The sequence below is a fragment of the Streptomyces sp. NPDC104307 genome, from assembly GCF_055584045.1.
This window is the reverse complement of sequence record NZ_JBVJMU010000001.1, coordinates 964299-976916: the sequence shown is the minus strand read 5'-3', so window position 1 is coordinate 976916 and position 12618 is coordinate 964299. Positions and strand designations below refer to the sequence as shown.

Sequence of the window (12618 nt, the reverse complement as noted above, 5' to 3'; positions counted from 1 at the left end):
CCCATGACTCGCGCCACCACGGTGCGGGCGGTTCTGGCTGCGGCCGTCCTGCTCGTCGCCGTGCTCATCACGCTGACCATGTCCCCCAGACTCGGCCTCGATCTCCAGGGCGGCACCAGAATGGTGCTCCAGGCCAAGGACTCCGGCACCGCGAAGGCGGACCGGGGGAGCACGGACCGCACCCTGGAGGTACTGCGCAAGCGCATCGACTCACTCGGCGTCGCGGAACCGACCCTGACCCGCTCCGGCGAGGACCGGATCATCGTCGAACTCCCGGACGTCCAGGACCCCCGCAAGGCCGCCGAGGTCATCGGCAGAACCGCCCAGCTGACCTTCCACGCCGTCCAGGGACCCGGCACACCCGACGGCTCCGGTGCCGAGGAAGGGACAACGCTCCCCGACGAGCAGGGCCGCCGCCTCGCCCTGGGGCCCGCCGCGCTGTCCGGCGCGGGCGTCAAGGACGCCTCCGCCTCCTTCGACGCCCAGCAGGGCGCCGGCTGGTCCGTCTCGCTGGACTTCCACAAGGACGCCGGCCGGGACTGGACCCGGCTCACCGGGGAGGCCGCCTGCCACCCGGTCCAGGACGAGCGGCGCCGGGTCGCCATCGTCCTGGACAAGCAGGTCATCTCCTCGCCACAGGTCTCTCCGACCGTCGGCTGCGGCACGGGCCTGCCCTCCGGCTCCACCCAGATCACCGGCTCCTTCAGCGCCGAAGAGGCCCGCGAACTCGCCCTGCTGATCCAGGGCGGCGCCCTGCCGGTGCCCGTAGAGATCGTCGAGCAGCGGACCGTGGGCCCGACGCTCGGCGCCGCCGCCATCGACGCCAGCGCACGCGCCGCCCTCATAGGCGCCGCCGCGACGGCCCTGTTCGTCACCGTCGTCTACCGGCTCTTCGGCGCACTCGCCGCCGTCGCGCTCGGCGCCTACGGAGTGATCTCGTACGCGGCGCTCGTCGCGCTCGGCGTCACGCTCACCCTGCCCGGACTCGCCGGATTCGTCCTGGCCATCGGCATGGCGGTCGACGCCAACGTGCTGGTCTTCGAACGGGCCAGGGAGGAACACGCCCAGCGTCCGGGCCGCTCCCTGCGCACCTCGCTGACCGCCGGTTTCCGGCACGCCTGGAGCGCCGTCGCGGACTCCAACGTGACGACACTGATCGCGGCGGGCCTGCTCTTCTTCCTCGGCTCGGGACCGGTCAAGGGCTTCGGCGTCACCCTCGGCATCGGCGTCCTCGCGTCGATGTTCTCCGCACTGGTCATCGCCCGCGCCCTCACCGAGATCGCCGCGGGCTCCACGTTCGTCGGTACCTACCGGGGCGTCAACGGCATCGCGAGCCCCGGCCGGGTCCGGACCTGGCTGAAGCGCCGCGATCCGCAGCTGATGCGGTTCCCGCGGCGCTGGCTGCTCGTCTCCGCGGTGCTGGTCGCCGTGGCGGTGACCGGCATCCTGGTGCGCGGGGTCAGCCTCGGCGTCGAGTTCACCGGAGGCCGCCTCGTCGAGTACGCGACCAGCCGTCCGGTCGACGTCGAGACGGCCCGTTCCGCACTGGCCGGGGCGGGCTTCGGCGACGCGGAGGTCACCACGGCGGGCGCGGGCGACATCTCGGTACGGACCGGCGAGCTGGACAACGCGGGCGAACACGCGCTGCGCGCCGCGCTGGCCGAGGAGGGCGGCGCGACCACCAAGGTCAGGGACGAACTCATCGGCCCCAGCCTGGGCGACGAGCTGCGGCGCAACGCGCTGATCGCACTGGCCATCGCCGTACTCGTCCAGCTCGGCTATCTGGCCGTCCGGTTCCGCTGGACGTTCGCGGTGGCCTCGGTCGGCGCGCTCGTACACGACGTGATCGTTCTGGTCGGCGCCTTCGCCTGGCTGGGACGCACCGTGGACGGCATCTTCCTGGCGGCGCTCCTCACCGTCATCGGCTACTCCGTCAACGACTCGGTGGTGGTCTTCGACCGGGTGCGGGAGCTGTGGGCCAGGGCCCGCCGGGAGCCGCTCGGGGCCGTGGCGAACCGGGCCGTTCTGCAGACGGTCCCCAGAACCGTGAACACCGGGATGGGCGCCCTGTTCATCCTCGTCGCGCTGGCCGTCCTGGGCGGTGACTCGCTCGCGGACTTCGCCCTCGCCCTGCTGATCGGCATCGTCGTCGGCACGTACTCCTCGGTCATGACCGCGGTGCCGGCCGCGCTGCTCCTGGAACGCGGCAGCAAGGCGCCGCCGCCCGTCCGGAAGGGCGCCCCGCGCGGCCGGCCCGGAGCCGGGAGACGGGACCCGCTCGACAACGGGGCGCGCGTGTAGCCGGCACCCGCCCCGCCTCGCCCCCGCCCCGCCTTGCCTCGCCCCGTGCCGCCGGACCGGCGCGGGGGCGAGGCGCGTCGGTCGTGGCATTCGTACCGGACGCAACGGCACAATCCTGATCGACCACCCCGTGATCGTCGTGATCGGAGCGTGCCCGTGCCCGTCGTGCTGCGTGAGGCATGGACCACCCTCGTACCGGACATGAACGACCGGCACGGACCGCTGCCGCCGCTGATGCTCGCCCTCACCGTCGTCACCGGGCTGGTCGACGCCGTCAGTTACCTGCAACTGGGCCGGGTCTTCGTCGCGAACATGACCGGCAACGTGGTCTTCTCCGGATTCGCGTTCGCCGGCGCTCCCGGCTTCTCGCTGGCCGCCTCGCTCGTCGCGCTCGCCGCCTTCGCGGCCGGGGCGCTGACCGGCGGGCTGCTCGTCCACCACTCCCACGCCCACCGCGGCCGCATGCTGCTGCACGCACTGTGCGTCGAGACCGTGTGCGTACTGGCCGCCCTGGTCGTCACGCTGATCTCCGGCAGCCCGTACGACGGCGGCGTGCGGTTCGCCCTCATCGTGCTGCTCGCGCTCGGCCTCGGCGCGCAGAACGCCGTCTCGCGGTCGCTCGCCGTACCCGACCTCACCACCACCGTCCTGACGCTGACCATCACCGGCATCGCCTCCGACGGGCGGCTCGCCGGGGGCGGTGGCAGCAGGGCCGGCCGCCGGATCCTCTCGGCCGCCGCCATGCTGGCCGGCGCCCTGGTCGGAGCCGTGGCCGTGCTGCACGGGCATCCGGTGCTGCCGCTGGTGCTGGCCGTGGCGATCCTCGCGGTGGTGTGCCTGGCCGCGAGCGTCCTGGCGCGGGACGACGGACCGTGGACCCGGCCCGTCGTCAAGAAATGACCCGTCAGGACGTCTACTGACGCCGCGCGCGTCACCCCGTCGGGATGTGCCCTGACGCCGCACACATCACCGTCAGGACGCGAGCGACCGCAGATACGCCGCGGTGCCGGGGTCGGCGGGCAGGAACGTCTCGATGGCCAGCTCCGCGACCGTCACGTCCATCGGTGTGTTGAACGTGGCGATGGACGCGACGAACGAGAGCAGCCGGCCGTCCTGCTCGATCACCAGCGGCAGCGCGAACGGCACCGACGACGAGGGCCCGTCCCACTCCTCGCCACCCGGCCCCGGCTCCACCGGATAGCCCGCGACCTCCTCGTACAGCTCACGCAGCTCCGCCGAACGGACCAGGGCGATCTGACGCTCCATCTGCGCCAGCAGATCGGCCCGCCACTCGCGCAGATTACGGATCCTGGGAGCCAGGCCCTCCGGGTGCAGGGTGAGCCGCATCGCGTTCAGCGGCGGGACGAGCAGGTGCTCCGCGACCCCGGCCGTCATCCGGGCGATCCCCTGATTGGCCGCCACCACGTTGTACATGCCGTCCACGACGAGCGCCGGATACGGGTCGTACCCCTGGAGCAGCCGGTCCATCCCCTCGCGCAGCGCGCCCATCGCCGGGTCGTCGAGCGCGGTCTCCGTATAGCGAGGGGCGTAACCGGCGACCACCAGCAGGGCGTTGCGCTCCCGCATGGGGACGCCCAGGTGCTCCGCCAGCCGCAGGACCATCTCCTCGCTGGGGCGGGCGCGGCCCGTCTCGATGAAGGAGATGTGCCGGGCGGAGGAGTCGGCCCGCAGCGCGAGCTCCAGCTGGCTGATCCGGCTCCGCTCCCGCCAGCTGCGCAGCAGCGGCCCTACCCCCGTGTCAAGCGCGACAGTTGTCATGCCGAGACCGTAACGTCACCGGCACCGACCACGAGCGAGGGAGCCCCCGTATGCCCGCCGAACCGCTGCCCCGGAACGAGATCGAGAACCGGCTGCGCGAACTGCCCGGCTGGACGCTGGAGGGGGACCGGATCACCCGCACCTACCGGCTCCCCTCGCACTTCGCCGCCGCCGGGCTCACCGTCCATGTCGCCCAGATCCAGGACGAGCTGAACCACCACTCCGACCTGACGCTCGGGTACGACTCCGTCACGCTCTCGGTGAACTCCCATGACGCGGGCGGGAAGGTCACCGAGAAGGACCTGTCCCTCGCCGCCAGGGTGGCGGCCGTCGCTCCGGGCCACGGCGCACGGTAGCCGAGCCCTGCGGCCCGTCAGGTCACCGCGCCGAACCGGGGATGCGCGGCCAGCCAGCGCGCGCAGCTCTCGCTGCGCTCCACCGCCTCCGCGTACGCCGCGCGGGTGTGTCCGCCCACCGAGGCAGCCGCCGCGGCGGCCGCCGCCGAGCGCGGATGCCAGCCCAGCAGATGGCGCCAGCTCAGCGGTGAACCGGTGATCGGACGGGTCACCACGCCGGGCGTCGGCGGGAACGTCGCCCGGCACAGCCCGACGGCGCGCCCCACCCGCACCAGATGGACCACGGACACGGTGTCCGTCTCGTACACCGACACCGGGCTGAAGCCCGCCCGCGCGCACGCCGCCACGAAGCAGTCCGCGAAACAGCCGTCGCCCGGCACATCGGCCCAGCACTCGTCCGCCAGCGCGGAGAGCTCCAGCTCGGGCGCCCCGGCCAGCGGATGGTTCTCCGGCAGCATCACGAAGACCGGATCGACCCCGACGACCTGCCACGTCAGCCGGTCCGCGACCGGCGGCGGGCTCTCACCACAGGCGCCGATGAGCGCGAAGTCGAGTCGGCCATCGACCAGTTGGCCGGCGATCTCGGCCACCGACCAACTGGTGTACGTGGACACCGGCGCGGCCGGGTGCGCCGTCGCCAGCCGGTCCACGAGCCCGCCGAGCAGCGGGCCGTGCGTGCCGCCCAGCCGGAAGCGCTCCATGGTCCCTGGCGCGTTGGCGAACCGCACGGCCTCCGCCTGGAGTTCGCTGACGGCGGGCAGCACCACCCGGGCCCGTTCGAGCACCAGCTCACCCAGCGGTGTCGGCCGCGCACCCGTGTGGTCCCGGTCGAACAGCGGGCCCCCGAGCGCCTTCTCGATCCGGCGCAGCTGTGCGCTCAGTGCGGGCTGCGCGAGACCGAGTGCGGCGGCGGCCTTGGTGAGACTTCCGGTGTCGGCGATGGCACGGACGGTACGCAGATGGCGCAACTCAAGCTCCATAACGGCAAGTTATGGCCCAGGTGGGCTGCTGGCAATCGTGCCGGGAGGCGGTGCGGGTTCCCTCCGCCGGACCTTGGCTAATCTGCACGGGTGACCACCGATCTGACCCTGCTGCCGCGTGTCGCCTATCGCGGGCAGGAGATCACCGCGCCCCGGCTCCGAGGTCTGCTCGCGCTGCTCGCGGGCGACCTGCGCACCGGCTGCAGCACCGAGCGGCTCGTGGCGGGGCTGTGGCCGGACGAGCCGCCGCAGCGCCCCGCGAAGGCGGTGCAGGTCCTGGTGTCCAGGGCGCGGGCGCGGCTGGACACCGGTGTCCTGGTGGCCACGCCGAACGGGTACCGGCTCGCGCTCGACGAGGACCGCGTCGACAGCTCCGCCCTGCTGCTGCGCGCCGGTGCGAGCGCGGACCGGGCCAGGGCCGGCGACCACGCGGGATCGCTGGCCGAGGCCGAGGCCGGGCTCGGGCTCTGGGAGGGCGCGGGCGACGGGGCCGGCGGCGCGGCCGACCCGGTGGCGGCGTTGCGCACCGAGCGCGCCCCCGTCCGCCGCACCCTCGTACGCGCGCGGGCCCTCGCGCTCGCCCGTCTCGGGCGGCACGCGGAGGCGGCCGGGCCGTTGGCTGAGGCCGCCTCCGACCGGCCGCGCGACGAGGAGGTGCTGGCCGAACTGCTGCGCGGCGAGGCGGCGACGGCGGGCCCGTCCGCCGCGCTGACGCGGTATGAGGCGTACCGCCGCGAACTGCGCGACGGGCTCGGCACCGATCCGGGCGCGGGCCTCCGGGCCCTCCAGCGCGAGCTGCTGCGCGGCGAACCGCCCGTCATCAGACACGGCGTGCCGCACGAGCCGAACCCGCTCCTGGGCCGGCACGAGGACATCGCGGCGGTGGAGCGGCTGCTGCGCGCATCGCGCGCCGTCACCGTCGTCGGCCCCGGCGGCCTCGGCAAGACCCGGCTCGCGCACGCCGTCAGCCGGCGGGCCGGGCAGCGCGTGGTGTACTTCGTGCCGCTCGCCGGTGTCACCGCGGACGAGGACGTGGCGGCGGAGGTGGCCTCGGCGCTCGGCGTGGGCGAGGGACGGCCCGGCGCCCTGACCGGCCACGTTCCGGCCGACCCGGTGGCCGGGATCCTCGGCGTGCTCGGCCCCGGGACCGCGCTGCTCGTCCTGGACAACTGCGAGCAGGTCGTCCGGGGCGCCGCAGGCCTCGTACAGGACCTGGTCGCGTCCTCGAAGGACCTGCGGGTGCTCGCCACCGGACGCGCCCCGCTGGGCCTGACGTCGGAGGCGGTGTACCCGCTGCCGGAGCTCGGTCTCGACACCTCCGTCGAGCTGTTCACCCAGCGGGCCCGTGCGGCCCGCCCCGGCGTGCGGCTGCCGCCGGACGCGGTGGCCGGGCTCTGCCGCCACCTCGACGGGCTGCCGCTGGCCGTGGAGCTGGCGGCGGCCCGGGTACGGGTGCTCTCGGTGCCGGAGATCGCCCGCCGCCTCGGTGACCGGTTCGCGCTGCTGCGCGGCGGGGTACGGGGCGTGCCGGAGCGCCACCGCACGCTGCACGCGGTCGTGGAGTGGAGCTGGAACCTGCTCACCCGGGACGCCAGGGCCGCCCTGCGCACCCTGTCCGTCTTCCCGGGCGGCTTCTCGGGCGATGCGGCGGAGCAGGTCATCGGCGAGGACGCGCTGCTCCTCATCGAGCAACTGGCCGGCCAGTCGCTGATCACCGTCACGGACACCCCGGCCGGTGTGCGGTTCCGGATGCTGGAGACCGTACGGGAGTTCAGCGCGGCCCGGCGGGCGGAGGCCGGCGAGGACGAGGAGGCGGCCGGCCGGTTCCTCACCTGGGCACGGGACTTCGGGGTCGCGCACCACGAGGCGCTCGTCGGCCCGGACCGGTCGGCCGCCTGGGAACGGACCAAGGCCGAGCAGGACAACCTCGTGTCAGCTCTGCGGCAGGCTCTGGACCGCACCAACGGCCCCTCCACCGCCGCGCTCACCGCCGTGCTGGCCGCCCTGTGGTTCACCGATTCCAACCTCCCCCGACTCACCGCCCTCGCGGCGGACACCGGCCCGCCGCTCTCGCACTACCGGCCGGGGCCCGACTACGTCGAAGTCGCGCGCGCCGCGGCTGTGTTGTGCGCGGCGATCCTGCTGATGGGCCAGGGTCCGCGCGCCGTGCGCCAGCTCGTCACCCTCCGGAGACTGCCGCCGGCCCCGCCGGACACCCTGCTGCGGGCCGCCGCGACCGTACTGAGCGCGGTCCCCGGGATAGTGCCTCCCGGCTACGACGTGCTGCGCGAGCTCTGCGGGAGCGGGCAGCCGCTCGTCGCCGGCGTGGCCGAGTGCGTCGCCACCTACGTCTGGGAGTACGAGCACGAGATCGACCGGGCGCTCGCCTCTGCGCGCCGGATGATCGCCGCGCTGGCGCCGGTCGACAACCCGGCCATGCGGGTCATGAGCCTGTCCCGGGTGAGCGAGCTGTGTCTGAGGACGGGCCGGGGCGACGTCGCCTACGGCTATCTGAGGACCGCGCTGGAGGTACTGCCCCGGCTCGGCGACGAGCACGACTACATCGGCATCCGCAGCGGCCTGGCGCTGGCCTGCCTGCAGCGCGGCGACCCCGACGAGGCCGAGCACTGGCTGCGGGAGGCGGAGGGCGACGGCACGCCGCAGCAGGACGCCTTCTACAGCCCAGAGCTCGGCGTGCGCGCCGAGATCGCGCTCGCCCGAGGGCTGACGGAGGCCGGGCTCGGGCTGTGGCGCGACGCCGTGGACCTGCTGCCAGGGGCCGGCTCGACGCACGGCGGCGACCCGTGGGCCGACCCGTGGGCGCTGGAGATCCAGGCGGTGGCGGTGACGGCTCACGCACAGGCCGGCTGCCTTCGGCTCGTCGAGGACGTGGCGGACCGGCTGCGACGGTTCCTGCGGGCGCCGGGCGCCGGCCCGTGCGGACCGACCATGGAGCTTCCCGTGGCCGGAACGGTGCTGCACTCGCTCGGTTCGGCGGGGCTCGCGTCCGGCGACGCCTCGGCCGTACGCATGATCGCGCTGGCCGAACGGCTCGGTGCGCTGCGGGAGTTCCAGCCGACGATGTCGCGGGACCGCGCCCGGCTGTCGGCGGAGGACGCCGACGGGGCGGCGTACGCCGACGCCGTGGCGCGGTACGCCGTCCTGGGGCGGGACGGGCTCCGGGAGGCGGTCCGGGCGCTCGCGGCCGCACCCGCGAGCGCCCCCGGCGCCGCCGAAGACCGAGTCCGGGGAGCCTACTTCGGATCGCGGCCGAACAACGACGTCGACCACCAGTAGCCGAGCACGGCCAGGGCCGCGCACCAGATGACGGCGAGCCATCCGTTGTGACCGATCTCGCTGCCCAGCAGCAGTCCGCGCAGGGTCTCGATGGCAGGGGTGAACGGCTGGTACTCGGCGATCGGCCGGAACCAGCCCGGCATCGCGTCGACCGGGACGAACGCGCTCGAAACGAGGGGAAGGATGACCATCGGCAGCGCGTTGTTGCTCGCCGCCTCTGCGTTCGGGCTGGCCATTCCCATCCCGACCGCGATCCAGGTGAACGCCGTGGCGACCAGCACGAGCAGTCCGAACGCCGCCAGCCACTCGATGGCCGTGGCGTCCGTGGAGCGGAAGCCGATCGCCACGGCGACGGCGCCGACCAGGACCACGCTGATGACCGACTGCAGCACGCTGCCGACGACGTGCCCGATGAGCACCGACCCTCGGTGGATCGCCATCGTGCGGAAGCGGGCGATGATCCCCTCCGTCATGTCCATGGATACGGACACGGCGGTACCCGCCGGCGTGGAGCCGATGGTCATCAGCAGGATGCCCGGGACGAGATAGGCGATGTAGGCGGAGCGGTCGGCGTCGCCGCCGCCGATGCCCGCGCTCATCACGTCGCCGAAGACGTAGACGAAGAGCAGCAGCAGGACGATCGGCATGAGCAGCAGGTTCAGGGTGAGGGACGGGTAGCGCCGGGCGTGCAGCAGGTTGCGTCGCAGCATGGTGCCCGAGTCGCGTGCGGCGAGGGAGAGCGCGCTCATCGGACGGCCCCCTTGGGCTGCTGGTCCGGTACGGCGGGGCCGCCGGGCTGCTGGTCCGGTGCGGTGGTGCCGCCGGTCAGGGCGAAGAACACGTCGTCGAGGTCGGGGGTGTGCACGGTCAGCTCGTCGGCCTCGACGCCGGTGGAGTCCAGCCGGTCCAGCACGGACCGCAGTTCGCGCTGGCTGCCGTCGCTGGGGAGCCGCAGCGACAGCGCCCCGTCGTCCCGGGTGCCCTCGCGAAGGGCGACGGCGGCGGTCCGGTACGCGGACGGGTCGGTGAACCGCAGCCGCACGTGCCCGCCGGGGACGAGGCGCTTCAGTTCCTCGGCGCTGCCCTCGGCGGCGATCCTTCCGTCGCTCAGTACCGCGATGCGGTCCGCGAGTTCGTCGGCCTCGTCCAGGTACTGGGTGGTGAGGAAGACGGTGACGCCCTCGGAGACCAGTCGCCGGACGATGCCCCACATGTTGTGGCGGCTGCGCGGGTCGAGGCCGGTGGTCGGCTCGTCGAGGAAGATGATCCGGGGGTTCCCGACCAGCGTCATGGCGATGTCGAGACGGCGCTTCATGCCGCCGGAGTAGGTGGCGGCGGGCTTTTGCGCCGCCTCCGTCAGGTCGAGGCGCTCCAGCAGTCCGGCGGCGGTGGCGCGGCCCTCGCGGCGGGAGAGGTGGTGCAGATCGGCCATGAGGAGCATGTTCTCCTCGCCGGTGATCAGGCCGTCGACGGCGGAGAACTGCCCGGTGACGCCGATCGCCGCCCGCACGGCCTGCGGGTCTGCGGCCAGGTCGTGGCCGCCGACCCTGATCACACCGGAGCCGGGGCCGGGCCGGACGAGCGTGGAGAGGATCTTTACGGCGGTGGTCTTGCCCGCGCCGTTCGGGCCGAGCAGCGAGAAGACCGTGCCGGCCGGCACCGCCAGATCGATGGCGTCGAGGACCGTCCTGTCCCCGTAGGCCTTGCGCAGCCCCCTGGCCTCGATGGCGAGGGAGCGAGTGGTCGTTGTGGTCATGCCGCAGAGACTGGGGCACGGCGCCTTCAGCGCGGTTTCACCATGGTTTCAACCCCCTGCGACCGGGCCGCTGCGGGCCGGGCCGTCAGAACGTCGACAGGTGGGACAGGAACAGGACGGCTGTGGACAGCGCGAGCATCCCCAGGCAGTTCAGCCAGAACTCCTGCTTGAGGAACCGTGCCCGGTAGTGGGCGTAGGCGGCGCACAGGAAGTAGGCGATCACCGCGACGTTGGTCGTCACGGCGACACCCTCGTACCGCAGTCCGGCGACGAGCCCGACCGCCGCCAGGAGCTTGACGACCACCAGCACCCACCACCAGTCGCGGGGGAAGCGCACTCCTTCCAGGCACTGCTGGATGAACACCGGGGGACGCACGGACATGGCCGCGTCGGAGAGGAGCACCAGGGCGAGCAGAGCGGTCGGCCACCAGGGGTCGGGAGTGCTGATCATTGTCGGGTTCCTTCGCGGTCGACGACGAAATGGATGACTTCCTGGAACTGGTTGATCGCGCCCCGCTGGTCGAGAGCGCCGTTGCCGACGGTCATGAGGATGCCCAGGTAGGCGAAGTAGAGGGTGCGCGCGCCGGCGCCCGCCCCGGTCGCGGTCAGCGGTGTACGGGCCAGGAGGGATTCGAGCTCGGTGAGCAGGGCCGAGGCGAGGGCCTGGAAGACCTCGGATTCGTGAGCGCCCCGGACGATGACCGAGGCGTACTCCCGGGACAGTTCGAGGTCGAGTGCGAAGTAGCTGATGAAGGGTTCGACGAGATCCAGGACCGCTCCGGCCGCCACGGCGGGGGACAGCGGTGCCACCCCGCCCCGCTCGTGCTCGGCCTCCCGGCCGTGGTGCACGGCGGCGATCCAGGTGTCGAAGATGGCGACGAGCAGCGCGTCCTTGTCCCCGACCGACATGACGGTGCCGGTGCTCACTCCGGCGTCGGTGGCGATCTGGCGGATGGTGCTGGAGCCGAACCCCTGCTCGCGGAAGAGCCGTTCGGCCGATGACAACACCTTGAGCCGGGTCGCCTCCCGTTGCGCCGCGCGTGACTGAACGCGTTCACTGAACATGTTCGGGATGATAGGGATGGAGCGTCGCGTGCGCAAGGACCGCCGCAGGCCGATCCCGGTGGCGGCAGCCCTGTCCCATAAGGCCGTTGGGGTGTCCTGGAGTCACTCCAACGCAGGGCGGCAACGACGAGGCGGCCGCAGGCGCGGCCGGGGGTATCACCCCCGGCCCACCTCCTACGCGTCCCAGGCGCCGCCCCGCGCGGCCTCCGCGGCGAAGGCGTCGAACGACGTCGCGTCGCGCTCCAGGGCGTGCTTGACGCCCTCCGTGACCGTGGCGTTGTGCCCGTCCAGCAGCGTCGCGAACAGCTCCGCGAGGAAGCCCGCTTCTGCCTCCGGCACACCGAACTCCGTCAGCATCGCCGCGTACTGAGGGCCCGTCACCGCTAGGTAGCGCACCGCGCGGCCGGTCGCCCGGGTGATCTCCGCGGCCGCCTCCGCGAAGGTCAGCAGCCGGGGACCGGTCAGTTCGTGCACCTGCCCCGCACCGTCCTCCCCGCACAGCGCCGCGACCGCCACGTCGGCGAGGTCCCCGGCGTCCACGAACGGCTCGGCGGTGGAGCCGGCCGGGAACACCAGCTCGCCGCCCAGCACCCCGTCGAGCAGCGCGCCCTCGCTGAAATTCTGCGCGAAGAACGCCGAGCGCACCACGGTGAGTTCGGCATCCCCGGCCGCCGCCCGCAACGCCTCCTCCGCGACCACCGCCTGCGGCTCGCCCCGCCCCGACAGCAGGACGAGCCGCCGCACCCCGCAGCCCCGCGCGATCCGCCCGAAGGCCGTCATCGCCTCCGGGGCGCCGGGGGCCGCCAGATCGGGGTAGTACGCGATGTACGCCGCGTCCGCACCCCGCAGCGCCGCCTCCCAGCCCGACTCGTCCGCCCAGTCGAACACCACCTCGCCCCCGCGCGATCCGGACCGCACCGGCACCCCGCGCGCCGTGAGCCGCTCCACCACCCGGCGGCCCGTCTTGCCCGTCCCGCTCGTCACCAGCACCGGGCCGGCCGTACGCGATTCCTGCCGCTGCTTCGCCATGTCGTCTGTCATGACTCAAGGTTCGCCGCGCGGCTCCGCCCCCTCCATCCCTCAG

Annotated in this window: 11 protein-coding genes; 4 read left to right on the top strand and 7 right to left on the bottom strand. The window is 73.4% G+C overall.

From position 1 onward, the window contains the following. Positions 1 to 3: 3 nt before the first annotated feature. Together secD and ACZ601_RS04030 are read left to right on the top strand one after the other, a co-directional pair. Positions 4 to 2301 (top strand): protein translocase subunit SecD, encoded by a 2298-nt coding sequence (gene secD, locus ACZ601_RS04035; RefSeq protein ID WP_469532611.1) that lies wholly within the window; start codon positions 4 to 6, stop codon positions 2299 to 2301. A gap of 156 nt (positions 2302 to 2457) precedes the next feature. Continuing rightward, positions 2458 to 3201, top strand: coding sequence for a YoaK family protein (locus ACZ601_RS04030; RefSeq protein ID WP_469533828.1), 744 nt, complete (start codon positions 2458 to 2460; stop codon positions 3199 to 3201). Between the two features lie 72 nt (positions 3202 to 3273). Here ACZ601_RS04030 and ACZ601_RS04025 read toward each other — a convergent pair whose 3' ends face one another. Beyond that, on the bottom strand, positions 3274 to 4080 hold the full coding sequence (locus tag ACZ601_RS04025; protein ID WP_469532609.1) for a helix-turn-helix domain-containing protein: 807 nt from the start codon (positions 4078 to 4080) through the stop codon (positions 3274 to 3276). A 50-nt stretch (positions 4081 to 4130) separates the two neighbouring features. Between ACZ601_RS04025 and ACZ601_RS04020 the strand changes: the two genes are divergently transcribed. Further along, complete coding sequence (locus tag ACZ601_RS04020) at positions 4131 to 4436, top strand: 4a-hydroxytetrahydrobiopterin dehydratase (protein ID WP_440577159.1); 306 nt, start codon at positions 4131 to 4133, stop codon at positions 4434 to 4436. 17 nt (positions 4437 to 4453) lie between these two features. Here the strand turns inward: ACZ601_RS04020 and ACZ601_RS04015 are convergent, their stop codons facing one another. Continuing rightward, the gene (locus ACZ601_RS04015) at positions 4454 to 5416 is read right to left on the bottom strand and encodes a LysR family transcriptional regulator (RefSeq protein ID WP_469532607.1); all 963 of its coding nucleotides are present in this window, start codon (positions 5414 to 5416) and stop codon (positions 4454 to 4456) included. 90 nt (positions 5417 to 5506) lie between these two features. Here ACZ601_RS04015 and ACZ601_RS04010 point away from each other — a divergent pair, with 90 nt between their 5' ends. Continuing rightward, complete coding sequence (locus ACZ601_RS04010; protein ID WP_469532605.1) at positions 5507 to 8713, top strand: ATP-binding protein; 3207 nt, start codon at positions 5507 to 5509, stop codon at positions 8711 to 8713. Here the strand turns inward: ACZ601_RS04010 and ACZ601_RS04005 are convergent. The 5 genes from ACZ601_RS04005 to ACZ601_RS03985 all read right to left on the bottom strand — a co-directional run bounded on the left by ACZ601_RS04005 (position 8671) and on the right by ACZ601_RS03985 (position 12575). Continuing rightward, positions 8671 to 9462: an ABC transporter permease gene (locus ACZ601_RS04005; RefSeq protein ID WP_469532603.1), complete on the bottom strand. Its 792-nt coding sequence runs from the start codon at positions 9460 to 9462 to the stop codon at positions 8671 to 8673. The genes ACZ601_RS04010 and ACZ601_RS04005 overlap by 43 nt on opposite strands. Beyond that, positions 9459 to 10469 carry an ATP-binding cassette domain-containing protein gene (locus ACZ601_RS04000; protein WP_469532601.1) on the bottom strand — a complete coding sequence of 337 codons (1011 nt, stop codon included), beginning with the start codon at positions 10467 to 10469 and terminating at the stop codon, positions 9459 to 9461. Before ACZ601_RS04000 ends, ACZ601_RS04005 begins: the two co-directional genes overlap by 4 nt. 85 nt (positions 10470 to 10554) lie before the next feature. Further along, on the bottom strand, positions 10555 to 10920 hold the full coding sequence (locus tag ACZ601_RS03995) for a DoxX family protein (RefSeq protein WP_469532599.1): 366 nt from the start codon (positions 10918 to 10920) through the stop codon (positions 10555 to 10557). Beyond that, the gene (locus ACZ601_RS03990) at positions 10917 to 11534 is read right to left on the bottom strand and encodes a TetR/AcrR family transcriptional regulator (RefSeq protein ID WP_469532598.1); all 618 of its coding nucleotides are present in this window, start codon (positions 11532 to 11534) and stop codon (positions 10917 to 10919) included. Before ACZ601_RS03990 ends, ACZ601_RS03995 begins: the two co-directional genes overlap by 4 nt. A gap of 174 nt (positions 11535 to 11708) precedes the next feature. Further along, positions 11709 to 12575 (bottom strand): Rossmann-fold NAD(P)-binding domain-containing protein, encoded by an 867-nt coding sequence (locus ACZ601_RS03985; RefSeq protein ID WP_469532596.1) that lies wholly within the window; start codon positions 12573 to 12575, stop codon positions 11709 to 11711. Positions 12576 to 12618 lie beyond the last annotated feature (43 nt).

Coding starts and splice junctions, on each gene's coding strand:
- ACZ601_RS03990 (WP_469532598.1), bottom strand. CDS start 11,534: ATGTTCAGTGAACGCGTTCAGTCACGCGCGGCGCAACGGGAGGCGACC.
- ACZ601_RS03995 (WP_469532599.1), bottom strand. CDS start 10,920: ATGATCAGCACTCCCGACCCCTGGTGGCCGACCGCTCTGCTCGCCCTG.
- ACZ601_RS04025 (WP_469532609.1), bottom strand. CDS start 4,080: ATGACAACTGTCGCGCTTGACACGGGGGTAGGGCCGCTGCTGCGCAGC.
- secD (WP_469532611.1), top strand. CDS start 4: ATGACTCGCGCCACCACGGTGCGGGCGGTTCTGGCTGCGGCCGTCCTG.
- ACZ601_RS04015 (WP_469532607.1), bottom strand. CDS start 5,416: ATGGAGCTTGAGTTGCGCCATCTGCGTACCGTCCGTGCCATCGCCGAC.
- ACZ601_RS03985 (WP_469532596.1), bottom strand. CDS start 12,575: ATGACAGACGACATGGCGAAGCAGCGGCAGGAATCGCGTACGGCCGGC.
- ACZ601_RS04020 (WP_440577159.1), top strand. CDS start 4,131: ATGCCCGCCGAACCGCTGCCCCGGAACGAGATCGAGAACCGGCTGCGC.
- ACZ601_RS04000 (WP_469532601.1), bottom strand. CDS start 10,469: ATGACCACAACGACCACTCGCTCCCTCGCCATCGAGGCCAGGGGGCTG.
- ACZ601_RS04005 (WP_469532603.1), bottom strand. CDS start 9,462: ATGAGCGCGCTCTCCCTCGCCGCACGCGACTCGGGCACCATGCTGCGA.